Source organism: Bradyrhizobium sp. 87, from assembly GCF_023073015.1.
GTDB lineage: Bacteria > Pseudomonadota > Alphaproteobacteria > Rhizobiales > Xanthobacteraceae > Bradyrhizobium > Bradyrhizobium canariense_D.
Genome location: NZ_JADPIQ010000073.1, coordinates 1 through 21,385, shown reverse-complemented (window position 1 = coordinate 21,385; position 21,385 = coordinate 1). Strand labels below are relative to the sequence as shown.

General features: G+C 60.2%; 15 protein-coding genes and 10 pseudogenes. 16 read left to right on the top strand and 9 right to left on the bottom strand.

Annotated features, from left to right (window positions below):
• The first annotated feature begins 2 nt into the window (after positions 1–2).
• The 3 genes from IVB50_RS16530 to IVB50_RS16520 are packed head-to-tail and all read left to right on the top strand — an operon-like array spanning position 3 to position 2,846.
• Positions 3–851 carry an ABC transporter permease gene (locus IVB50_RS16530; protein WP_247296556.1) on the top strand — a complete coding sequence of 283 codons (849 nt, stop codon included), beginning with the start codon at positions 3–5 and terminating at the stop codon, positions 849–851.
• Positions 852–858: 7 nt separating this feature from the next.
• The gene (locus IVB50_RS16525; RefSeq protein ID WP_247296554.1) at positions 859–1,761 is read left to right on the top strand and encodes an ABC transporter permease; all 903 of its coding nucleotides are present in this window, start codon (positions 859–861) and stop codon (positions 1,759–1,761) included.
• Positions 1,761–2,846: an ABC transporter ATP-binding protein gene (locus IVB50_RS16520; protein WP_247296552.1), complete on the top strand. Its 1,086-nt coding sequence runs from the start codon at positions 1,761–1,763 to the stop codon at positions 2,844–2,846. Before IVB50_RS16525 ends, IVB50_RS16520 begins: the two co-directional genes overlap by 1 nt.
• A 440-nt stretch (positions 2,847–3,286) precedes the next feature.
• Here IVB50_RS16520 and IVB50_RS16515 read toward each other — a convergent pair.
• Positions 3,287–3,403 (bottom strand): annotated as a pseudogene (locus IVB50_RS16515) (PaaI family thioesterase); the annotation flags it as partial.
• A gap of 170 nt (positions 3,404–3,573) precedes the next feature.
• Between IVB50_RS16515 and IVB50_RS16510 the strand changes: the two are divergent.
• The 4 genes and pseudogenes from IVB50_RS16510 to IVB50_RS16495 form a co-directional block, all read left to right on the top strand.
• A pseudogene (locus IVB50_RS16510) lies at positions 3,574–4,114 on the top strand (transposase); the annotation flags it as partial.
• Between the two features lie 111 nt (positions 4,115–4,225).
• A pseudogene (istA, locus tag IVB50_RS16505) lies at positions 4,226–5,751 on the top strand (IS21 family transposase).
• A 10-nt stretch (positions 5,752–5,761) separates the two neighbouring features.
• Positions 5,762–6,502, top strand: coding sequence for an IS21-like element helper ATPase IstB (gene istB / locus IVB50_RS16500; RefSeq protein WP_247296550.1), 741 nt, complete (start codon positions 5,762–5,764; stop codon positions 6,500–6,502).
• Between the two features lie 121 nt (positions 6,503–6,623).
• Positions 6,624–7,410, top strand: a pseudogene (locus tag IVB50_RS16495) (IS5/IS1182 family transposase); the annotation flags it as partial.
• Between the two features lie 563 nt (positions 7,411–7,973).
• Here the strand turns inward: IVB50_RS16495 and IVB50_RS16490 are convergent.
• Complete coding sequence (locus tag IVB50_RS16490; RefSeq protein WP_247296548.1) at positions 7,974–9,362, bottom strand: aminotransferase; 1,389 nt, start codon at positions 9,360–9,362, stop codon at positions 7,974–7,976.
• A 9-nt stretch (positions 9,363–9,371) separates the two neighbouring features.
• Complete coding sequence (locus IVB50_RS16485) at positions 9,372–10,886, bottom strand: NAD-dependent succinate-semialdehyde dehydrogenase (protein WP_247296545.1); 1,515 nt, start codon at positions 10,884–10,886, stop codon at positions 9,372–9,374.
• A 156-nt stretch (positions 10,887–11,042) separates the two neighbouring features.
• On the opposite strand from IVB50_RS16485, the gene IVB50_RS16480 reads away from it, so the two are divergent.
• Positions 11,043–11,519: an Lrp/AsnC family transcriptional regulator gene (locus IVB50_RS16480; protein WP_247296543.1), complete on the top strand. Its 477-nt coding sequence runs from the start codon at positions 11,043–11,045 to the stop codon at positions 11,517–11,519.
• Positions 11,520–12,146: 627 nt separating this feature from the next.
• Positions 12,147–13,886 carry an MFS transporter gene (locus IVB50_RS16475; RefSeq protein ID WP_247296541.1) on the top strand — a complete coding sequence of 580 codons (1,740 nt, stop codon included), beginning with the start codon at positions 12,147–12,149 and terminating at the stop codon, positions 13,884–13,886.
• A gap of 305 nt (positions 13,887–14,191) precedes the next feature.
• On the opposite strand, the pseudogene IVB50_RS42715 reads toward IVB50_RS16475, so the two are convergent.
• The 3 genes and pseudogenes from IVB50_RS42715 to IVB50_RS42560 form a co-directional block, all read right to left on the bottom strand.
• Positions 14,192–14,395 (bottom strand): annotated as a pseudogene (locus tag IVB50_RS42715) (alanine dehydrogenase); the annotation flags it as partial.
• A pseudogene (locus tag IVB50_RS16470) lies at positions 14,393–14,793 on the bottom strand (ArdC-like ssDNA-binding domain-containing protein); the annotation flags it as partial. The pseudogenes IVB50_RS42715 and IVB50_RS16470, both read right to left, overlap by 3 nt.
• Positions 14,794–14,966: 173 nt before the next feature.
• Positions 14,967–15,731: a hypothetical protein gene (locus IVB50_RS42560; protein ID WP_276577030.1), complete on the bottom strand. Its 765-nt coding sequence runs from the start codon at positions 15,729–15,731 to the stop codon at positions 14,967–14,969.
• Between the two features lie 14 nt (positions 15,732–15,745).
• Here IVB50_RS42560 and IVB50_RS16460 point away from each other — a divergent pair, with 14 nt between their 5' ends.
• From IVB50_RS16460 to IVB50_RS16430, 7 genes and pseudogenes are all read left to right on the top strand, one after another.
• Positions 15,746–16,030 (top strand): hypothetical protein, encoded by a 285-nt coding sequence (locus tag IVB50_RS16460; RefSeq protein ID WP_247296559.1) that lies wholly within the window; start codon positions 15,746–15,748, stop codon positions 16,028–16,030.
• Positions 15,979–16,245 (top strand): annotated as a pseudogene (locus IVB50_RS16455) (DUF5372 family protein). Before IVB50_RS16460 ends, IVB50_RS16455 begins: the two are co-directional and overlap by 52 nt.
• 160 nt (positions 16,246–16,405) lie before the next feature.
• A complete protein-coding gene (locus IVB50_RS16450; protein ID WP_247296539.1) occupies positions 16,406–16,879 on the top strand; it encodes a helix-turn-helix domain-containing protein in 474 nt (157 codons plus the stop codon).
• 268 nt (positions 16,880–17,147) lie between these two features.
• On the top strand, positions 17,148–17,381 hold the full coding sequence (locus tag IVB50_RS16445) for a hypothetical protein (RefSeq protein ID WP_247296537.1): 234 nt from the start codon (positions 17,148–17,150) through the stop codon (positions 17,379–17,381).
• Positions 17,382–17,386: 5 nt separating this feature from the next.
• Positions 17,387–17,848, top strand: coding sequence for a recombinase family protein (locus tag IVB50_RS16440; RefSeq protein ID WP_247296536.1), 462 nt, complete (start codon positions 17,387–17,389; stop codon positions 17,846–17,848).
• The gene (locus IVB50_RS16435; RefSeq protein WP_247296533.1) at positions 17,772–18,344 is read left to right on the top strand and encodes a recombinase family protein; all 573 of its coding nucleotides are present in this window, start codon (positions 17,772–17,774) and stop codon (positions 18,342–18,344) included. Before IVB50_RS16440 ends, IVB50_RS16435 begins: the two co-directional genes overlap by 77 nt.
• Positions 18,345–18,983: 639 nt before the next feature.
• Positions 18,984–19,199 carry a hypothetical protein gene (locus IVB50_RS16430; protein WP_247296531.1) on the top strand — a complete coding sequence of 72 codons (216 nt, stop codon included), beginning with the start codon at positions 18,984–18,986 and terminating at the stop codon, positions 19,197–19,199.
• Positions 19,200–19,217: 18 nt separating this feature from the next.
• Here IVB50_RS16430 and istA (IVB50_RS16425) read toward each other — a convergent pair.
• The 3 pseudogenes from istA (IVB50_RS16425) to IVB50_RS16415 form a co-directional block, all read right to left on the bottom strand.
• A pseudogene (gene istA / locus IVB50_RS16425) lies at positions 19,218–19,971 on the bottom strand (IS21 family transposase); the annotation flags it as partial.
• 228 nt (positions 19,972–20,199) lie between these two features.
• Positions 20,200–20,768: pseudogene (locus tag IVB50_RS16420) on the bottom strand (transposase); the annotation flags it as partial.
• A gap of 80 nt (positions 20,769–20,848) precedes the next feature.
• A pseudogene (locus tag IVB50_RS16415) lies at positions 20,849–21,236 on the bottom strand (DDE-type integrase/transposase/recombinase); the annotation flags it as partial.
• Positions 21,237–21,385 lie beyond the last annotated feature (149 nt).

Sequence of the window (21,385 nt, the reverse complement as noted above, 5' to 3'; positions counted from 1 at the left end):
GAATGAAGGCTGCGAGACCTAAAATCCTGCTTCTGCTCCCGGCAGCAGCAGTATTCGCTCTCTTCCTGGTCGTGCCGATGTTGATGGTGCTCACTGAGAGCTTCCATACATTCGAGCCGGGTCGCATTGGGTCGGTAGAAGGAGCTCCGCTCACTCTGGCAAACTATGCGGAGCTCTTTTTACCGGTCTATGGGCAGTACTTTGCCCAGACATATTTTTTGGCATTCTGCGCGTCCGTCATCGCGATCATGTTTGCTTTTCCGATTGCCTATTGTATTGCCAGAATTGCGTCCGCAAGAGTCCGCAAAGCGTCGATCTCCGCAATCGTCGGGCTCATGTTCCTGAGCGCCCTCGTTCGGGTCTATGCGCTCCAGCTAACATTCGGCTCCGCCGGAATACTCGCTCCGCTCGTGTCTGCCGTCGACATCAACACCAATGGCCGGCCGTATATCAATTTCGTCATCGTCGCGGGATTGCTTCACTATGCGATACCCATGTCGATTCTGATCCTCATCGGAGCGATACAAAACCTCAACCCGCGCTTGACCGAAGCGGCTCAGTCACTTGGCGCCTCAGCGCTAACATCTCATATCACTGTAACAATACCTCTGTGCATCCGCGGAATAGTCTCTGCGTTTTTGGTCTCGATGACCCTGGGTGTAAGCGCCTTTGTAATACCCTGGGTTTTGGGACGAGGACGCGTGCTCTTCATTTCGAATCTCATCTACAGCCGGTTTAGCGAAATCGCCAATTATCCAAGCGGCGCGGCGATCTCAATTGTCATGATGGCTCTTTCGCTACTTCTGATCTTCATCATGTCCAGACTGGCGACGTCGCTTGAGCGAGCGTGAGAATAAGATGCTTAACAACAACGAGACGCTCGGCGCGGAAACGGCGTTCGGCACGAAAGGCGTTGCGCGCGCGAAAACGGTGCCTCGCGAGCGGACCGCTGATGCCATTCTTGCCTTCGGCGTGGCCACCATCATCGCCATAACAGCACTTTTCTTGTTGTTCCCAGTCATCGTAACCATCTTCATGGCTTTTGACGCGCGCGACTATATTGGCCCGTTCCCTCCAGCAGACCTATCGACGCAATGGTTCGTCCAGCTGCTCCAAAACAACTATCTGTGGTCAGCATTCAACACGAGCCTGCTACTGGCAGTTGCTACGACCATCGCTGCGACCATAATTGGAGCAATGGCAGCTCTAGGGACAAGCTGGATGTCTCCTCGATGGCGCGACCTTTTGACGACGACGTTTCTGTCGCCTCTCGTTCTACCCGGGGTCATCATTGGCTTTGGCCTGCTCATGTTCCTTTCACGCTTCGATCTGCTCCCGGTCTTTCCAAAGCTGTTTGCCGGGCACCTTATCATCACGATTCCATTTACGATTAGAATGACACTGGTTGGCCTTTCCGGAATCAGTGAAGCGCTTCGTGAGGCAGCTCTATCCCTTGGTGCGAACGAGCGCCAAGTGTTCTTCACAGTCACTTTGCCACTCGCCAAGAACGGTATTGCTGCCGGTGCAATTTTTGCCTTTGCGACCTCAATGGATGACGTGGCGATCAGCCTATTCCTGAGTGACTTCAATACATACACGCTGCCTGTTGCGCTCACGAGTTTGATCAGATCGAGCTTTGATCTCACGATCGCGGCGGCCGCCGTGGCGCTGATGGGCCTTACGCTTGTTCTGCTGATCGTGCTGGACCGCGTGCTAGGGCTCGAGCGAGCAATTGGACATAGAACCTATAGGTCTCGGTGATGAATGTTCTTGAATTGAAAGACATCACGAAAAGGTACGGCGGCTTCACCGCAGTTGACGACGTGTCTCTGGAGATAGAGCAAGGAAGGGTCCTTTCTCTTCTGGGGCCAAGCGGTTGCGGCAAGACGACGACTCTGCGCATCATTGCCGGTTTCACCGCGCCAGATGGCGGAACCGTCCGAATCGCGGGGGAGGACGTTGGGCATCTAAAGCCGTATGAGCGGAATGTAGGGCTTCTGTTTCAGGATTATGCACTCTTTCCCCACATGACAGTGGCCCAGAATGTAGCCTACGGACTGCGGTACCGAGGATCCTCTGCTGCGGCGATTCCGTCTCGGGTCAGGCAGATGTTGTCGCTTGTACAACTCTCCGGGATGGAGACCAGATATCCCAATCAGCTGAGCGGCGGACAGCAGCAGCGCGTTGCGCTTGCCCGAGCGCTCGCAACGGATCCCAAAATTGTTCTTCTCGACGAACCCTTATCCGCACTTGATGCTAAGCTTCGTCTCGAATTGCGCATCGAGCTGAAGGAGATTCTCCGATCAGTCGGCGCCACCACCATCGTTGTTACCCACGATCAAGAGGAAGCCTTGAGCTTGGGCGACGAAGTCGTCGTCATGCATTCAGGCAGGATTGTTCAGCGTGGCACGCCGACGCAGATTTATGAGAGCCCAGCCGACAAGTTTGTCGCCGAGTTCGTAGGAAGGTCAAACTGGTTCAATGGAGCGCGAACCGGCTGTTCAAATCAGGGCCTCAGCTCCTTCGTCGCCAATGGTGGCGTTGAGATTCGAGCACGATCGTCGCAATCGGGCCACTCCAGCACTGCCGATCTTTGCGTGCGACCAGAAAATATTGAGCTATTGACTGGCGCCGCGCCGGAGCCGCTTCAAGACGCAGAGCACAACGTTTTGAGGGGGGTGGTTCTCGATGTGGCGTCTCTTGGGGCCGACGTGCATGTTGTCGTCGAGCTGCCCGAGAAAGGGAGGCTGTTGGCGATCCGCAAGAACGTCGGGAGGACGCCGGGAGTTGCGCCTGGGCAGCCGGTGCTTGCACGCTTTTCAGTCTTGGACGTTCTTGTATTCTAGGATGGATCGCTCATCGGCAGCCACCGTCTTCCGCCGATAGAACTGTTTTAATCGGTCGGCGGCCTGCTGATCCTGGCGTCATTGCGGAACCAGACGCGCCGTAGATATCCTGGACCGTGCAGATGCTACCGAGAAAAGGTTGGCCAATGCGCAATGTAGACGGACCCTGCAGCGTTCAGTCCACACGTTCCATTTCAATACTCTTCGATACGGAAGGATACACCATCTATATGAGCAGACACCAGGTCGAAGCATCGTCCAGGCCGGTGCAGTCTCAAATGGCTCGGACGCATAACAGCTCGTTCGCGCCGTTCTTCGCGATCGACGTCGCGATCAAGAGACCCTGCTCAAGCCTAATCGGTTGCAAACAACGCAGTCGCATATTCTTCTGCAACTTCAAGCCGCAGCTTGAGCCGTCCAAGGTAAAAAAGTGGCACAAGCTATGCTATGGTGTTCTTGCTTCCGCGCTTGATCGTGCCAGAGAAGGTAAACAAGGTCCGCTTTCCAACCGTCAATTGACCGTGCACGAAGATCAGCGAGCCGCCGGCGCGCGTAACTCGTCGTCTGTGAAGTTTGGCTAAGCGACTGAGCCAGAATCGCATTCGTGGTTGTGGACTGTTTTTGGATTGCAGGGTTTTGATCCTTCGGGCATCAGAACCCTGCAATTTCATTTTCAGGATTCCGTCGAATCACCGGACATGATTCCGTGGTGGCATCGGAGGTGGCGATGCGACCGAAGAAGCACAGGACGACGGGATCGGGCGATCTGTTCCGGGCCAGGCTGGACCAGATCATCAACATGAAGCACGAGCTGGTTCAGCTCGCCGGCAAGGTCGATTGGGACTGGATCGACGGCGAGATCGCACCGCTCTACAGCGAGAACGGCCGGCCCGGCATCACGACCCGCTTCATGATCGGGGCTGCTACTGCTCAAGCACATTTACGGCCTGTCCGATGAGGGGGTGTGCGAGCGCTGGGTCCACGACCCGTATTTCCAGTACTTCACCGGCGAAGAGTTCTTCCAGCACGCCTTCCCGCACGAGCGCTCGGACCTGAGCCACTGGCGCAAGCGGCTCGGCGACAAGCTGGAACTGCTGCTGGCCGAGAGCCTGCGGGTGGCGCACGAGGCCGGCGCGTTACGCGGCCAAGACCTCAAGCGGGTCACAGTCGATACCACGGTGCAGCCAAAGGCCATCACCTTCCCGACCGATGCCAAGCTGCTGCACGCGGCGATCAAGGGGCTCAACCGTCTGGCGAGGAAGCACGGGTGCCGATTCCGAGGCGATCGCGCGCACTTTGGAGGTAGGAGAACCTGATCGTTGGGGCATTTTCCGGTCGGATAGCGACCGGAGAAATGGATGCCGACGAGGAGGGTTACGATGCGCCACGTGCGCGAGATTTTGCGTCTGAGCCTGGAAGCAGGGCTATCGACGCGGGTGATTGGCGAGCGTTCCGGGGTCGGGGCGACGACGGTCCGGGATATGCTGAAGCGGTTTGCCCGCTCCGGGCTGAGCTGGCCAGTCCCTGTGGAGATAAGCGATGCCGACCTGGAAGCGTGCCTGTACGGCTTACCTGAGGTTAAGCCCGGCCGGCGCAAGCAGGCGGAACCGGACTGGTCGGCGGTGGCACGTGAGCTGAAGCGCAAGCATGTGACGCTGCAGGTTCTGTGGGAAGAATATATCGCCGCGCACCCGGGTGGCTATCGCTACAGTCGTTGGTGTGACCTGTTCCGGCGCTGGGAAGGCCGCCTGCCTCTGACGATGCGGCAGAACCACGTGGGCGGCGAGAAGATGTTTGTCGATTACGCCGGCGACAGGGTGCCGGTTGTAGTCGACCGCCGGACCGGTGAGGTGCGCGATGCCCATCTGTTTGTGGCGGTGCTGGCGGATCGAGCTTGTCATTTGCCTGCGCGACGTGGACCGAGCAGTTCGCCGACTGGACCGAGGCGCACAATAGCGCCTTCGCATTCTTCGGCGGCGTGGCCCATCTTCTGGTCCCCGACAACGCGAAGGTCGCGGTGATCAAGGCGTGTCACTTCGATCCGATGGTCAACCGCAGCTATACCGACATGGCGCGCCATTACGGCACGGCGGTGCTCCCGGCGCGGCCGAGGAAGCCGCGGGATAAGGCGAAAGTCGAGGCCTGCGTCGGCATTGTCGAACGCTGGATTCTGGGCCGCTTGCGTAACCGGATCTTCTGCAGCCTGGCCGACGTGAACGCTGCGGTCGCCGAGTGCATCGCCGATCTCAACGACACACGGGTGCTGCGCCAGTACAGCAAAACGCGGCGTCAGCTGTTCGAGGAGATCGACGCGCCGAACCTCAAGCCGCTGCCGAGCGAACCGTGGATCCATGCTGAGTGGAAGCGTTGCCGGGTTGGGCTCGATTATCACATTGTGATCGAGCACCACCATTACTCGGTGCCGTGGCGCTTCGCCCGCCGCGAGGTCGAGGCCCGCATTACCGCACGCACCGTCGAAATCTTCCTTGATGGCGAACGCATCGCCACCCACATGCGTGGAAGCGGCAACGGGCGGCATACGACGATCCCCGAACATATGCCGTCCAGCCACCGGCGCTACCGTGAATGGACACCGTTGAAAATCCGGGAAGGAGCTGCGCGGATCGGGCCAATGCTGTCGCTGCTGGTTGAGAATATCATCGAGGATCGGCCGCATCCCGAGCAGGGCTACCGTTCATGCCTCGGCATCATCGGACTGGAGAAGCGCTTCGGCGCCGAACGCCTGGAAGCGGCCGCGCGGCGCGCGCTGGAGATCCAGGCGCGCAACTATCCCTCGGTCAAATCGATCCTTGAGAAGGGGCTCGACAAGATCCCGGTGCGCAAAGCCCCGGAGCAAACGCCGATCTTCCACACCAACATCCGGGGCCCCGGATATTACCACTGAAAGGACTGCAATGCTCAAACACCCGACTCTCGAACTGCTGGGCCAACTCGGTCTGGCAGGCATGGCCCATGCGTTCATCGAACTTGAAAGCAACGGCGATGTCGCCAACCTCAGCCACGCCGAATGGCTTGCCCTTCTCCTCGATCACGAGGCGACCTACCGCAATGACCGGCGCCTTGCGCTTCGCCTTCGTCATGCCCGGCTACGCCACCACGCCGTGCCCGAGGACGTCGATTACCGCGCGGCGCGCGGTCTCGATCGCCGACTGTCCGACAGGCTGATCAAGGGCGACTGGATCGCCGCCCATGAGGGCTTGGCCATTATCGGGCCGGCCGGCGTCGGGAAGAGTTGGTTGGCCTGCGCCATCGGCCACAAGGCTTGCCGTGACAATCGCTCGGTCCACTACGCCCGGCTGCCGCGCCTGATCGATGACCTGTCCCTGACCAAGGGTGACGGCCGCATCGCGGCGCGCATGAAAAGCCTCGCCAGGGTCGATCTCCTCATCCTCGAGGATTGGGGGCTTGCACCGCTCGACGGTAATGCCCGTCACCACCTGCTCGAAATCCTCGAAGACCGGTACGGGCGTCGCTCAACGCTGGTGACCAGCCAGCTCCCGGTGGCCCGCTGGTTCGATCTGATCGGGGATCCCACCTACGCCGATGCAATCCTCGACCGCCTGGTTCACAACGCTCACCGGCTCGAACTCAGCGGCGAATCCATGCGCAGGTCCACCATCCCCGCTGCCGCTTGACCGGACCCCAAACACGGTGACATCTTGCCACGACGATCAGGTGCTCCACCTGCGCGCGATCAGATCGGAAAGCTGCGCGGCATCAGATCGGAATACATGCGCGCCATCGTCGGAATCGGCACACGGGATCAGGCTGCGGCAGTCCTATCTTCGCATTGCCAAGACCGCGGCCATGATGGCTTCCCGCTACGCCCATGCCAAACAGTTCAGGCGCCATCAGCGGCAGTTGCGTCTCCTGCGCAGCCGGCTGGGCCGGATCATCCGCGATATCCGCCGCAAGATCGAAGGTCAGGCAGTGCTGGAGAACGCCTTCGCCCTCCCGCTTGGCCGGGCCTCCCAGATCCGCTCGCAGCAGCAGCGCCAGCGCGGCTGGAAGCTGTATTATCGGCAAGGGCAAAGCAGCTGCGCCTTACGAGTTCGGTGTCAAAGCCTCCATCGTCACCAACAACCGCCGGGCTCCCGGCGGCCTGTTCGTGCTGCACGCCAGGGCGCTCCCCGATAACCCGTACGGTGGTCACACCTTGCGGGACGTCATCGACCGCACCGAGACAATCACCGGCTGTGCGATCGAGCGGGCCTATGTCGACAAGGGATACCGCGGCCATGACGCGCAGAACCCGCGCCGTGTCTTCATCTCCGGCCAGAAGCGCGGCGTCTTCGGTGTCATGAAGTGCGAGCTGCGCCGCCGCTCTGCCATCGAACCCATTATCGGACACCTGAAGGCCGATGGTCACCTCGGCCGCTGCTACCTCAAAGGCCGCGCCGGCGATGCGGCCAACGTCATCCTCTCTGCCGTCGGCCACAACTTCCGCCGCATCCTCGCCTGGCTGAGGGTTCTTTGGTGCCTCTTCCTGGCCACCCTCATCGCAGCCACAAGCGACCGTTCATCGCTTCAACCGGGTTATTAACGGACGACTAACTCCGCCGGTACCCAGGATGGGGTCGCCCTCCCGTCCGGCGTCCAGAAACTGGCAGCCGAATCGACTGTTACGCCCGTCTCCTGAAGCACAGGCGCGGCTATCGCAAAAGGCAATCGCCAGCGAACGTCATGAAACAGCCGCCATGGACGTTCCTAGCGGCGTTCGGGTGCTTCTTCTGAACCCGAATGGCGCAGCCAATTGAGCCATCCGGCTCGGTCCGATGCCAGAAAGGTCTCTGTGCATCTCGAAGGCATGGTCGTCCTAGGATCGTCAACCTGCGAATTCGCCTTCTGCAGCGTTTAGATCAAGGGAATGAGTAACTGTTCTGGCCGTGTGCTGCAAGAATTTACCCTTCTACTCACCCTTCCCATTCGGCCCCGGTCACTTCAAGCGACTTGTGGATTTAACAGCTTAACTTCGGATGCGGCCCGTCACCACCAGCAAGCGAGGCGCTTAGTCGCCGTTCCTATGGTGCGTCCACTTTGGAGGGACGATAGCTTGCTGATTGCGATGTTGAGCCTGCACGAAAGAGTTCCGAGTTACGAGACTGCCTACTTATTCGCCAGTTCGTCCATCACCTGTTTGGTTGCTTGATAGGCCAGCTCAACGATTTCGTCGATCTCAGCCTCAGACACAACGAGAGGCGGTGCAAAACCAAGAATGTCTCCATGCGGCATCGCCCGTGCAATAAGCCCACGATCGCGAGCCGCCTTCGAGATGCGGGCACCCACCTTTAGCTCCGGATCAAATCGCCGCTTCGTTTGACGATCGCCAACATACTCGATTGCGCCTAGCAGGCCCACGCCGCGAACTTCTCCGACGATTTCCAGGTGGGCAAACCGCTCCTTGAGCCGCTTTTGAAAATGAGCGCCCACGGTTCCGGCGCGATCGCTTAGTCGCTCCTTCTCGACGATGTCGAGCACCGCATTGGCGGCTGCTGCCGCGATCGGGTGACCGGAATAAGTATATCCATGGGAGAATGCTCCGATGCGATCGGCGGCTTCCTCCATGACCTTGTAAACTTTGTGGCCGACGATTGCTCCCGAGAGCGGCATGTACCCGGATGTCAGCCCCTTGGCGACTGTGACAAGATCCGGCTCGATCCCGTACAGCGTGCTGCCGAAGTCCGCGCCGGTTCGGCCGAATCCGCAGATAACCTCATCGGCAATCAAAAGAACGTCGTACCGTCTTAGCACTGCCTGGATTTCGCGCCAGTAACCCGCAGGCGGCGGCGTAATGCCACCCGTGCCGAGCACCGGCTCAGCAATGAAAGCACCGACCGTTTCTGGACCCTCTCCCACGATTAGCTGCTCAAGCTCGGCCGCTCGCCGGCGCGAAAAGTCCTCTTCGGTCTCGCCCGGTTCGGCGCCCCAATAATGATGCGGCGTTCCTGTATGCAGAACACCCGGGAAAGGCAGGTCCATGTGATCGTGATAAAATGACATGCCAGTCATCGAACCGGAGATCACCGAGCAACCATGATACCCGCGCTCACGCGAGATGATCTTCTTCTTCTTAGGCTGGCCGCGTAAATTATTGTAGTACCAGACGAGCTTTGCTTGCGTCTCGTTTGCATCCGATCCCGAGAGCCCAAAGAATACTTTACTTGCCTTGCAAGGCGCCATGCGCACGAGACGGTCCGAAAGCGTGGCCAGTTCTTCGGTCGTGTGCGCCGCATATGTATGGTAGTACGCCAAGCTGTAAGCTTGGCGCGCGATGGCTTCGGCTACCTCGGTCCGACCATAGCCGATGTTTACGCAATAAAGGCCAGCAAAGCCGTCAATATAGCTGCGGCCCTCTGCGTCCTTGATATGGATACCCTTTCCGCCAGTGACGATCGTCGGGTCACCAATCTTGCCGGTGGCGTAGTCCTTGAGCTGAGTGAAAGGATGCAAAACACTTGAGCGATCCCGTTCAGCAATGGTCTTGATGTCCATCATTTCACTCTCCTAAGTCGCCAGGTCGCCGAAGCAGACGTATTTCAGTTCCATAAATTCCGCTAATCCGTGTCGCGACCCTTCGCGACCGAGCCCGGATTGTTTCCATCCCCCGAACGGGATGGGTGGGCCAGTAAACGAGGCGGTATTGATGCCGACCATGCCGCATTCGATACGCTCTGACAGTCGTATCGCTCGACGTAAATTGTCCGTGTAGACGTACCCAGCAAGCCCCATTTCGCTAGCGTTTGCTCGGGCGATAACCTCTTCTTCAGAGTCGAAGGGAAGCACGGCCGCCACTGGCCCGAATGTTTCCTCGCGAGCGATCAGCATGTCCTCGGTGACATCGCTGAGTAAGGTCGGACGGACGAAGTTGCGACCTAAGCTCGCGCCCTGCTGTGGCGATACAACGCGCGCCCCTTTCTTCACAGCATCATCGATGTGAGACCTGCATTTGTCGGCGACGGACACCTTGGTCATTGGCCCGATATCTGTTGTAGGCTCCAGACCATGGCCAACTCTCAGTTGGGCTATCCTGGCGGCAAACTGTTCAACGAAGGCGCCATAAATACTTCTTTGCACGTAGATGCGGTTAGCAGCCAAACAGTCCTGTCCGGACGTGGCAAATTTTGCCGCCACCGCACCCTTAACGGCTTTCTCAACATCGACATCGTCGAACACCAGAAAGGGAGCATGCCCCCCCAACTCGAGTGAGACCTTCTTGACGCTCTCGGCTGCACCCTCAAGAAGCAGGCGGCCCACTTCCGTAGAACCCGTAAACGAGAGAGCTCGTATTCTCGTATCACTCAATAGAGGCTTCGAAAGCTCGATGGGATTGCCGACGAGCACCTGAAACACGCCTTGCGGGAGCGCGGCCTGCTCGGCAAGCCTAGCCAGCGCCAGCGCGGACAGCGGCGTCTCGGGAGCAGGCTTCACAATGATTGGACATCCGGCGGCGAGGGCCGCCCCCGCCTTTCGTGTGATCATCGCTATAGGAAAATTCCACGGGGTTATCGCCGCCGCGACACCTACTGGCTGCATTCGCACGTGAAGCAGGCTGCCAAGCTTATGGCTCGGGATCGTCTCCCCGTAGGCACGCTCCCCCTCTGCTGCGAACCACTCAAGAAAGCCAGCACCGTACGCGATCTCCTGGCGCGCCTCAGCAAGCGGCTTCCCTTGCTCGCTCGTCACCAGGATCGCGAGCTCCTCCTCGTGCTCGAGCATCAATGCGGCCCAACTCCGGAGGATCGCACCTCTCCTTGTCGGCAACAGTTCTCGCCATGCGGGAAACGACCGTTCAGCCGCAGCTACCGCCACCTCCATCTCAGCGGCCCCGCAACGAGCAACATCCGCGATCTCCTCGCCCGTCGCGGGATCGATCACATGGTCCCGCTCGCCGCCGGACACCCACTGACCGTCGACGAGCGCCGCTCCAGACAGAAAATCGCGACGGCGCAGATTTTGTAGATACGTGCTAGCCAGACCGACCGAGTGAGGACGTTTCTGCCGGGTACTTTGAAACACCATTTGGGGGTCCCACGCGGTCATTTGTTGAAATTGTACATGCAATCAGGATACTAATAGTGAATAGAGATTTGCGTCGCATTTCCGCGTCGATCGGGCGATTTTCTGCAACGCATATGCACTTCGCGACGGAATGCACCTGAAGGCTGGAGCTCAATAATGCAATACGACCGGATAGACGCCCGCATCCTGGAGATCGTTCAGAAGAATAACCGGCTGACTTCCGAGGTCATCGGTGAAATGGCTGGGCTTTCTGCTACCGCATGTCAGCGCCGGTTGAAGCGACTACGCTCGGACGGAATAATCGAAGCCGACGTATCGATCGTTTCCGCAAGGGCGGTGGGGCGGCCCATCCAGATGCTTGTGCTGGTCAGCCTGGAACGAGAGCGTTCAGACATCATAGACAAGTTCAAGAAGGCCATCAAATCCTCGGCTGAGGTCGTCAACGGTTTTTACGTCACCGGCGACGCCGATTTTGTCCTCTACATTACCGCTCGCACCATGGAGGATTATGAGCAGTTCACGCGCCGCTTCTTCTATGAGAACTCGGATATCAAAGGCTTCAAAACGATGGTTATTATGGATCGTGTGAAAACAGGTTTTGCCATTCCGATCGAGTCTCCCTCGGAGGACTGAACGGGGCGCTCCTTCCTCTGCTTAGTCTTCGCGCGGTTTTTCATCGCTCATTTGCGTACAACGCAAAAAACAATCGCCTCGATGCTCTACTTTATCCGCTCTCTTGGGCGGGTTCCTTTCGGATTGATTATTCTAAGCAATCCAGCTCGATCAAGTGGCTTGTAAATCGATCGCATAAGCCATCCACTCTGACAAGACGATGCAAAAGACAAGAACGCGGCGGAAGTCATTTGCGGTTCGCTTGACGGAGTGGCTCAAATTGCTCCGGCAGATCGTGGCGGCGGCGCGCATGCCCCCTGCTCGCCAACACTATCAACGTCGCGACTGGATTATTCCGCCACTGACCTTCATCAGCTTATCAAGAGCGTGCCACAACCCGACCTCACGGCTTTATCAGTGGCATCGACAGCCAAGTGCCGAAACTCGTTGGCGCTTACCTTTAAGTGGCGGCAGGCGAGCTCTCATGCACGAACGGTGTGGGATTGTGATCCACGGCTGCTGTTGCCTTACGGCATTCGTACTCGAGATGAGCAAATCAGATGAAGTGTCTGGCCGTTCGCTGGCGAAGCCTTTCGTACCGTTAACGGCCGGGCCAATCCGATCTTCCGATGCGAAGCAAGGGCCGAGATGACGAATTCGTCCAAGCCGAAGACGTTTGGCGCTGATGGCATCACCGCGCCGCTCCGCCTTCCCACCTTCCGGCGCATCTGGCTGGCGAGTGTGCTCGCGAATCTCGGCGCTCTCATTCGGAGTGTCGGCGCTGCTTGGGCAATGACGCAGATGACATCGTCGGCCGACAAGGTTGCGCTAGTGCAGACTGCTCTGATGCTGCCGGTCATGCTGATCTCTATGCCCGCTGGTGCGATCGCCGACATGCACGACCGGCGTATCATTGCGTTGGTCTCTGTCAGTATCGCGCTCGCCGGCGCGTCCGCACTGACGGCACTCGCTTGGCTCGAATTGATCACGCCAAATTTGTTGCTGGCGTTGTGCTTCGTGGTCGGCACCGGCATGGCCCTGATGGATCCGGCCTGGCAATCCTCGGTCAGCGAGCAAGTGCCCTTCGAAACTCTTCCAGCAGCAGTGGCACTGAACAGCATCAGCTACAACATTGCGAGAAGCCTTGGGCCCGCCATAGGCGGCATCGTGGTTGCAACCGCGGGTGCGGTCGCTGCATTCGCGTTCAATGCCTTGCTTTATCTTCCGCTGATCGTCGCGCTGTTCCTTTGGAAGCGTACCTCTGTGCCGAATCGTTTGCCGCCCGAGAGGCTTAGCCGCGCCATCGTTTCGGGTGTGCGCTATATCATCAATTCGCCGTCGATCACGATCGTGATGATTCGCTCCATGGTGATGGGCGTGATCGGTGGCGGGATAATCGCGCTCATGCCCCTTATCGCTCGCGACCTCCTGCATGGTGGCGCCCAAACGTATGGCACCATGCTTAGTGCCTTTGGTCTCGGCGCAGTGCTCGGAGCACTGAATATCACCGATCTGCGCAAACGCATGGGTGGCGAAGCGGCAATCCGCGCTTGCGCGCTTTCGATGGGCGGGGCGATTATAGCAGTAGCGCTGAGCGGCGAGCCAGTGTTGACCGCGGTTGCGCTTTTCCTTGCGGGCGCCGTGTGGATGATTGCGTGGGCGCTGTTTAACATTGGGGTGCAGTTGGCGGCGCCGCGCTGGGTCGCTGGCCGATCGCTGGCGGCCTACCAGGCGGCAGGATCGGGCGGAATTGCCATTGGCAGCTGGGCATGGGGTTATCTAGCCGATGTCACGGGGGTACAAACGACCCTGCTGATTTCGGCCGGTTTAATGCTTGTGACACCGCTTTTGGGGGTCTGGTTACCGATGCCACGCATCAGCGCTCGTGAGCAAGAAGCCGAGATGCTGGCCGATCCCGAAGTTCGGCTCGAACTTTCTGGACGCAGCGGTCCGCTTGTGGTCGAGATTGAGTATCGGGTATCGCGGGAGAATGCGCGGGCGTTTCACAATGTGATGCAGGACGTGCAGCTATTCCGCCAGCGCACCGGCGCCTATGGCTGGTCGATTGCGCGCGACATTGCCGACCCCGAACTCTGGACCGAGCGCTACCACTGTCCAACATGGCTAGACTATCTGCGACAGCGCAACCGGTCGACGCAGTCGGATCGCTCCCTAGATAGGCAGGCAGCGGCTTTCCACGTTGGCCCTGAACCCTTACGTGTCCGCCGCATGCTGGAGCGCCCGTTCGGATCGGTGCGCCGGAACGACGATGAGCCTGATCGCACGGTCAAGGAATTAGTGCGTGGCCAAGGACTGATTGGCGTTGACGAGTTGGCCGAAGCAGGGCGCCCGACGGGCAAGCTTGAGCAAAAGCAAAGATCGCCCTAATCGGAGTGGTGGCCGTATCAGACAACACTAATGAGCGGTTTGCGCTTTAGACTCTTCGGAACGCCAACTCACCCGTCGAGCCTGCGACCTTCCCGCCATAAATTATTGGCCGCCGACGAGCACGTCAGAAAGCCATAGTCTTTCTTGGCGTTCGAATGTTCGAATCGACAGCATCAGAGAATCAATTGAATGAGGAACGAGCGCCGGGGGACACACAGCCTTTCCGAGATCAAAACCTTCGGCAGCTCACAAAAAAGGCGGACCACTTCCAAGGAGGCGGCCCGCCAAATCGGAGAAAATGTCGCCTAGAGGCCCTCGGATCGGGCCGCAGCCTGTTCGATCGGGAAGAATGGCAGCCCGAGGCTCTCGGCTACAGCCTCGTAAGTAAGCCGGCCGTGATAGACATTCAGCCCGGCACGTAGATGCGGATTTTCCAGGACAGCCGCAAATCCTTTGTTGGCGAGAGCCAGGCCAAAAGGCAGCGTAGCATTGTTCAGAGCGTGGCTGTTGCCGCCAATACGGAAGTCGATCCCGCTCGCCCTGATCAGATATTCGACCTGCGGCTCGATCGGGCCTGGCGGCGAAGGCGGCGCCGTCATTGCGATCTCCGATGGCAAACCGTCGCACTAATCGGTATTCAAGACCGTGAAGCGCTTGAGGAACGGAATGGCCTGCGCTTCGTCGCCCGTTTCGCTCGCGCGCCGCTTTTCGTCGACCCGCACAAAGCGGTCGGCATAGACAACGGTGGTCCCACGTTCGCCCCTGCGGACGTGACCGCCGAGCGAGAGCGCCTGGCGGAAGGTAAGCCAGCTTTGACCGGTGAATGCGCGTTCGGTGGTGGCCCCCAGAGGATCAGAACGTTGATGCCGCTCTACTGACGGCCGGTCGCGGCGCTTCTCGGCATGGCCGCACAGGCAAGCCACGACTTGCCGGTGCCGGTTGGGCCGACGATGACCAGGTGGTTGCCATAACGGATCCATTGGCTGGTGGCGAGATTCTGGAAGAGCGAACGGTCGAGGCCGCGAGCGGTGCGATAGTCAACGTTCTCGATGACGGCAGCTTGACGGAGTTTTGCACTGCTTAAGCGGCGCGTGAAGCGGCGGTTGTCGCGGGCGGTGACCTCGCGATCCACGAGGAGGCCGAGCAGTCGGCGTGCGGCATCTCGGCCGCCTCGGGATTGTTCTGCAGTTCGGCGAGGGTATCGGCCCTGGCGGTGAGACCGAGGGCGCGCAAGCGATCGACAGTGGGGTGAATGAGCACCATGATCTCCTGATCAGTTGTAGTAGCTTCGCCCACGGATGTTGGCGTGGAAGAGGATAGGCGCTCCTCGGTGGGAGGAGCAGTTCTGTCGGTGCCGTTCTTGAGGATGGCGGCGACCGATTTGTAGGAACGGGCGTTGAGCAGAAGGGCACGGGCGCAGGCAGCGTCGACGCGTTCACGGCCGTATCGCTTGACCAGTCCGAGAATGCCGATCGCCGAGCGGAAGCCCTGTTGCGGATGGGGCCGCGACCGCAGGATGACGCCGATCAGGGTGTCGGCGTCGGGGCCGACTTTGGCGGCTTCGGAACGAATGCGCTCATGGGTCCAGTCGCGGTAGCGGCGATGTGAGCTCGGCATATGCTCGGGAATCGTCGTCGGGCGATGCGGCAAGGTGCTGCGCAGATGCGACGCCACTCGCTTGCCGCGGAGGAAAATCTCGACGGTCTTTCGGGTGATACGAGTCTCGACCTCCTGATGAACGAGGTTGTGAGGAACACTGTAGTAATGCTTGGCGATCTCGAGGTGATAATCGAGGTTGACCCTGCAGCGCTTCCACTCGGCATACTCGTACGGTTCACCCGGCAAGGGATGAGCGCCGGATGATCGAGCTCCTCGAACAGGTCGCGGCGACTTCGTCCCCAGCTCCGGAGAGGTCGATCGTTCAGCTCGACAAGGAGCGCGTGGATCGCCTCGTTGAGGGCGGCGAGCGAGAAGAAGCGACGGTTGCGCAGACGCGCCAGAATCCGTCGCCCGACGGTTTGGACCCCGACTTCGACCTTGGCTTTGGCAAAAGTTGTCGACTGCAGGTCATGCGGGTACGATCCAGCAAAAGGTGCGGATCACGCATCCCTTCCATCCGCTTTGCGGTCGCACGTTCGAGCTGATCTGTCGGCGCCGTCATTGAGGCGAAGACCGGGTGGTCTATGAGGGCCAGAACGGTCGACTTTGCACGATCGCGAGCGCCTGGACCGATATCGATCCACCCGATGGGTTCAGGCTGATCGCTGCAGGCAGGGCAGCCTTTTGCGTGGTTGACCCGCTGGCGCTTCGTGACGCGCTGGACCGGCTCGCGGAGAGCATGGGCGCCAGCGATGCGTAAAGATAAATATCCCCACGTGTAAAGATAATAACGCCATTTCATGGACGCGGTAGGGCGTATTACCGTCACATATCAGCGAGATCTTCATATGGCGTCGATGTCGCCATTGACACCCAAAATATAGAGGCGTATTTGTATTTACGTCAGATTGAGGCCGAGCATGGCCAGGGCGAAGAAGCGGGATTCGAAGAGCGAGGCGCTGGCGCAAGACGGCGTCCTCAATCCAAATCCGGAAGCCGTCCGCGACCCCTCGTTCGTCAGCAACCCATTCTTCGATGCGAAGGACCTGGTGCAGGTACGCTACGAGATGGTGCGACGTCACCAGGTCGACGGCGTTGCGATCAGCGAGGCCGCCGAGACATTCGGCGTGACGCGCCCGACCTTCTACAAGGCGCAGAGCGCCCTGCAGACCGCCGGGCTTGCCGGCCTGTTGCCGAACCGGCGAGGCCCCAAAGGCGGCCACAAGGTCTCCGCGGAGGTCGTTGCGTTCGTCGCCGCTCTCAAAGCAGCAAGACCCGAACTGACGACGTCGCACTGCGTCGATGCGATCGAGGCGCGGTTCGGCGTCAAGGTGCACCGACGCAGCCTGGAGCGGGCGCTGGCGCGCAAAAAAAAACGACTCAACCCAGCTTGATCGTCGCGCCTGCGGACGCAGCGGACAGCTACGAGAAGCTACGCGACGCCGCATTGCGTGCCGAGTTCACGGCCTGCCCGGGTCTCACCATTCTTCGTCGACGGGAATTGGCAGCGTGGATCCGAGCGCGCGGACAGGAGGTCGATACCGAGGCGGCCTGCCACGACCATCGGCTCGCGCATCGGTCCCAGACAATCGGTCGCCCGCAACAAGCGACGTCGCGCGCCTCATCGCCGGCATCGTCGTCGCAATCGCAATGAACCCTTCCATGCCTGAGCTTAAAGTCACCGCCGACCATCTCAAGCGCGACGCTTACCTCTATGTCCGCCAATCGACCCTTCGCCAGGTCGCCGAGCACGGCGAGAGCACCGAGCGCCAATATGGGTTGAGGGATCGAGCAGTTGTGGCCGGCTGGTCGGTCGAGCGCGTTCGCGTTATCGATCGCGATCTCGGCAAGCCGGATCAAGTACGACAGCACGCGACGGCTTCCAGCAGCTGGTGAGCGAGGTGGCGCTCGGCAAGGCCGGTATTATCATGCGGCTGGAGGTCTCGCGCCTTGCGCGCAACTCGGCCGACTGGCACCAGCTCATCGAGCTTTGCGCATTGACGGCGACGCTCATCCTTGACGAAGACGGTATCTATGATCCAGCCAGCTTCAACGATCGCCTCTTGCTCGGCCTCAAAGGTACCATGAGCGAGGCCGAGCTGCACATCCTCAAAGCACGCATGCGTGGTGGTCAGCTCAACAAGGCCCGTCGCGGCGAGCTCGAGATGTGCCCTCCGGTCGGGCTGGTTTACCGGAACGATCGGACGACCGGCCTCGATCCCGACCTCCAGGTGCAGAACGCAATCCGTCTCGTGTTCGATACCTTTCGAGCAGACCGGAAGTGCTATGCAGACACTCCGCTTCTTCCGGGAGCAAGGTTTGCTGTTCCCGCGCCGACTCCGGACAGGACAGAACAAGGGTGATCTCCTGTCGGCGGCGCCGCACCATGCGCGCGTTCTGCAGGTGCTCCACAATCCGCGCTACGCCGGCGCTTTTGCGTATGGCCGAACTCGCATACGGCACCGACCCGATGGTGGCACCAGTGTCGTCAAGGTTGCCAAGGCCGATTGGCAGTTCGTTATGCCGGGGATGCACCAGGGCTACATCGACTGGGAGCGCTTCGAGGTCAACCAGCGGCGGCTCGCCGACAACGCTGGTGCCTTCGGTGGCGAGCGGCGGTCGGGACCGGCGCGCGAGGGACCGGCGCTTCTCCAAGGTCGCGTGGTCTGTGGCCTGTGTGGCGAACGCATGGGTGTGCGCTACAGCCAGGGCAGCACCGTCCCAACCTATCTGTGCCAGGCGAACGCGGTACGCCGCGGGACGGACCTGCCAAACGGTTCCTGGGAAGATCGTCGATGCGGAGATCGCAGACCTGATGATCGAGCTGATGACGCCGATGACGCTGGCCGTCACCCTTGAGGTGCAGCGCGAGCTTGAGGCGCGCGTACGCCATCCGTGATTATTGAGAATCTCGGCGACTTCGCGATCGCAATGATGGTCAAGAAGACGATCAACCTCGGCGACGAGTTCAGGTTTGAACTTGCGGATCTGGGCGATGGATAACGGCCGGTCGAGCACCAAGGTGCGCGTGGCGCCGCCAGACAGGCGCACATGGGCCGTGACGGTTTGCGACTTGATTAAGGTTACGTCGTCGATGAGCAGACGGACGATGCGCTTGCACTCGCGGGAGTCAACTCGCGGATCTTGCCAGATCCGCGGAAGCTGCTCAGCGAGGCCAAGGATGCGTCGCTAGGCTTCTGCGCTGAGTGCCGCAGCCTGCTGTTTGCTCCGGCGCTTGTAGTCTTCGGCGGCATCGGCATGACCGGCGCAGCTTGTCGTCCCATTCGGCCTCGAGTGAATCGGCGACGATTCGGTTGTCCGGATCGACCTTCATGTAGCGTCGACGCGCAAGCTCGGCTTCATAGCGCATCCGCTCGACATGCTGGCGACGCGCTGCATCGTACATGGGAGGCAAAGGCGTTTAATCTGAAGAAGGTTGCCTTCATTCGCTGCGCCTATAAACTTGCGAGCCGATATGAGCGGCTGCGTCGACGTGGTATGCTCACGACGCGCGAGATCGCCGCCAAGTTCTGCGTCTCCGAGACAGCCGTCCACACGTGGGGTCGCCAGGGGCTCATCTCAAAATGCTATACCGACAGCCTGAACCGTGGCCTGTGGGAGATCCCGCCTGGCATGACGATCCGCAAGGGCTGCGGTGGGCGCGGCGCCCGCCCGGCGCAGCTCACCGCCATCACCGCGCCATCAAAGGAATGAGGTGCAGTATGAAGCGCTCGCCTTGTCGCGCGGCTTGCGAGGTTGCGCCGGCAAGACGGCCGTGCCGTAATGCGCGGCCATCTCCGCATAGGTGCGATTGACTGCGGGTCGTAGAGGCTCGCCTTGATGACTGCGACTTTGGTGTTGTCAGGCACCAAGAGCGCCGGACGCCGCCGATCGCCGCGAACGCGCCAACATGGGCGCTAATCCAATCGGCGAGCCCCTGCGTCCATGTCGCCTGCGCGTAGGTGAAGCTCGAGGCGCCGAGCACGGCGACGAAGATCTGCGCCGTCCTCCGCTCGCCGGTGAGGCGGTCGACCACCACCGGCACGCCGTCGCCCGCGTAGTCGACGAACAGCTTGTCACTGGCCGCGTGCGCCTGGCGCATCGTCACCGACAGGCGTCCCTCCCAGGCGCGATAAAGCTCGCAGAAGCGCGAGTACCGGTTTCCGCCGGGCTCGGCGCCGATGTACTCCTCCCACAGGATCGACAGCGTCACGTGCTTGCGCTTGAGCTCGCGGTGCACCGCCGCCCAGTCGGGCTCGGCGATGCGGCGATGACCCTGCCGGTTACCGTTGCCGGTCTTGGCGAACAGGCGGGCCTCCAGGGCCGCGTCCGTGAGTTCGTCGGGCAACGGCCAGCTCAGGCCTGCGGCCTCGAACCGCCGGATGGTCAGCCGCACTGTCGAGGGCGCTGCGCCCATCCGCCGAGCAACCTCGCGGCTCGGCAGCCCAGCCGCCTTCATCCTGATCACATCGCGCACACGGCGCATCGCAAGCCTCTCCGTCGGCATCCAGGGTCCCCCTTCGCAAAGCCGAAAGGTTGACCCTAATGAGAGCCAGAAGAGGTCTCGTCACCCCGGGTTCGCTTTTGCGATACCCCGGGCGACATCATCCCGGAATGGTGGGCGACATCATCTCGGAACGGGTGGGCGACTTCAAATCGGAATGGTGGGCGAGATCATCTCGGAATGCTGGGCGACATCGATCGGAATCCGCATGACCCGACGCTTGGGCGATTTTTTGCGCAATTGCAGGCCCACTTCGCGATAGATGCGGCGGGTCTTGTTCTGGCCGTGACGCCACCCCTCACGCCGCAGCATCACGTGAACGCGGCGATAGCCGTAGCGCACGCGAACATGGCAGATCTCCTTGATCCGTTTTTCCAAGGCCGCCTGGCCGGAGCGACGAGACTTGTAGTGGTAGGTCGACCGATCGAACTCGAGGGTCGCGCAGGCTTTGCGGATCGACACCTGCCACTCACCACAAACCTCGTCGACGAGCTTGCGCTTCCGACCAGGCTTCACAGCTTTCGGCGGATCACGTCCTGCAGCATCTCCCTGTCGAGCGATAGGTCCGCCACCAGCTTCTTCAGCTTGGCGTTCTCGTCCTCGAGTTGCTTCAACCGGCGCGTCTCGGTCGGCAGCAGTCCGTCGTACCTTTTCTTCCAGTTGAAATAGGTCGCCTGGCTGATCCCGGCCTTGCGGCAGATATCCGCAACCGGGACCCCGTCATTGCCCTGCTTCAGGATAAACGCCTTCTGGGCGTCCGAAAACTTCGAGGCCTTCATCGTTGTCCGCTCCTCCCAGCCGAGGGGATTTACGCAGCGCAACTCTAGCGAAAAATGGTCCAGTTTGCCGGCCTCAGATCACCCGGCGCGATGTAATGCCATGCAACACGGCTCTGATCGGCCCACGTTAGGATCGCGTTGCTGGTGAACTCGCTGCCATTGTCGCTGACCACCATCTTCGGCCTGCCGCGTTCCATCACCAGCCAGTCTAGCTCCCGCGCTACGCGAGTTCCCGAGAGCGAGGTGTCGGCCACCAGTCTCGCGGGTGTAATCATCGACGACGGTGAGGATACGGGTTCGACGGCCATCGGTGAGCTGATCCGATACGAAGTCAAGCGACCAGCGGTCGTTCGGCGCCATCGGCACCATCATCGGCGCCCGGGTCCCGATCGCCCGCTTGCGCCCGCCACGGCGGCGCACCGCAAGCCTCTCTTCCCGGTAGAGCCGGAACAGTTTCTTGTCGTCTAATCGCTGTCAACTGCCCTGGGTACCGGATGACCTTGCCCCTCATATGTGGAACGTATATGGACCCCGCCCGATTGCAACGACTGGCTTGATCAGGATCGACGGCCACAACTGCTGACGTATATCCGGCTTCTTGATGCGGCTGGACAACG

Excerpts from the sequence above, each read along its gene's own strand:
- IVB50_RS16475 (WP_247296541.1), top strand. The coding sequence starts at position 12,147 with ATGACGAATTCGTCCAAGCCGAAGACGTTTGGCGCTGATGGCATCACC.
- IVB50_RS16435 (WP_247296533.1), top strand. The coding sequence starts at position 17,772 with ATGCAGACACTCCGCTTCTTCCGGGAGCAAGGTTTGCTGTTCCCGCGC.
- IVB50_RS16460 (WP_247296559.1), top strand. The coding sequence starts at position 15,746 with ATGATCGAGCTCCTCGAACAGGTCGCGGCGACTTCGTCCCCAGCTCCG.
- IVB50_RS16485 (WP_247296545.1), bottom strand. The coding sequence starts at position 10,886 with ATGGTGTTTCAAAGTACCCGGCAGAAACGTCCTCACTCGGTCGGTCTG.
- IVB50_RS16490 (WP_247296548.1), bottom strand. The coding sequence starts at position 9,362 with ATGATGGACATCAAGACCATTGCTGAACGGGATCGCTCAAGTGTTTTG.
- IVB50_RS16480 (WP_247296543.1), top strand. The coding sequence starts at position 11,043 with ATGCAATACGACCGGATAGACGCCCGCATCCTGGAGATCGTTCAGAAG.
- IVB50_RS16525 (WP_247296554.1), top strand. The coding sequence starts at position 859 with ATGCTTAACAACAACGAGACGCTCGGCGCGGAAACGGCGTTCGGCACG.
- istB (WP_247296550.1), top strand. The coding sequence starts at position 5,762 with ATGCTCAAACACCCGACTCTCGAACTGCTGGGCCAACTCGGTCTGGCA.
- IVB50_RS16530 (WP_247296556.1), top strand. The coding sequence starts at position 3 with ATGAAGGCTGCGAGACCTAAAATCCTGCTTCTGCTCCCGGCAGCAGCA.
- IVB50_RS16430 (WP_247296531.1), top strand. The coding sequence starts at position 18,984 with ATGCTCACGACGCGCGAGATCGCCGCCAAGTTCTGCGTCTCCGAGACA.
- IVB50_RS16445 (WP_247296537.1), top strand. The coding sequence starts at position 17,148 with ATGCCTGAGCTTAAAGTCACCGCCGACCATCTCAAGCGCGACGCTTAC.
- IVB50_RS16520 (WP_247296552.1), top strand. The coding sequence starts at position 1,761 with ATGAATGTTCTTGAATTGAAAGACATCACGAAAAGGTACGGCGGCTTC.
- IVB50_RS16450 (WP_247296539.1), top strand. The coding sequence starts at position 16,406 with ATGGCCAGGGCGAAGAAGCGGGATTCGAAGAGCGAGGCGCTGGCGCAA.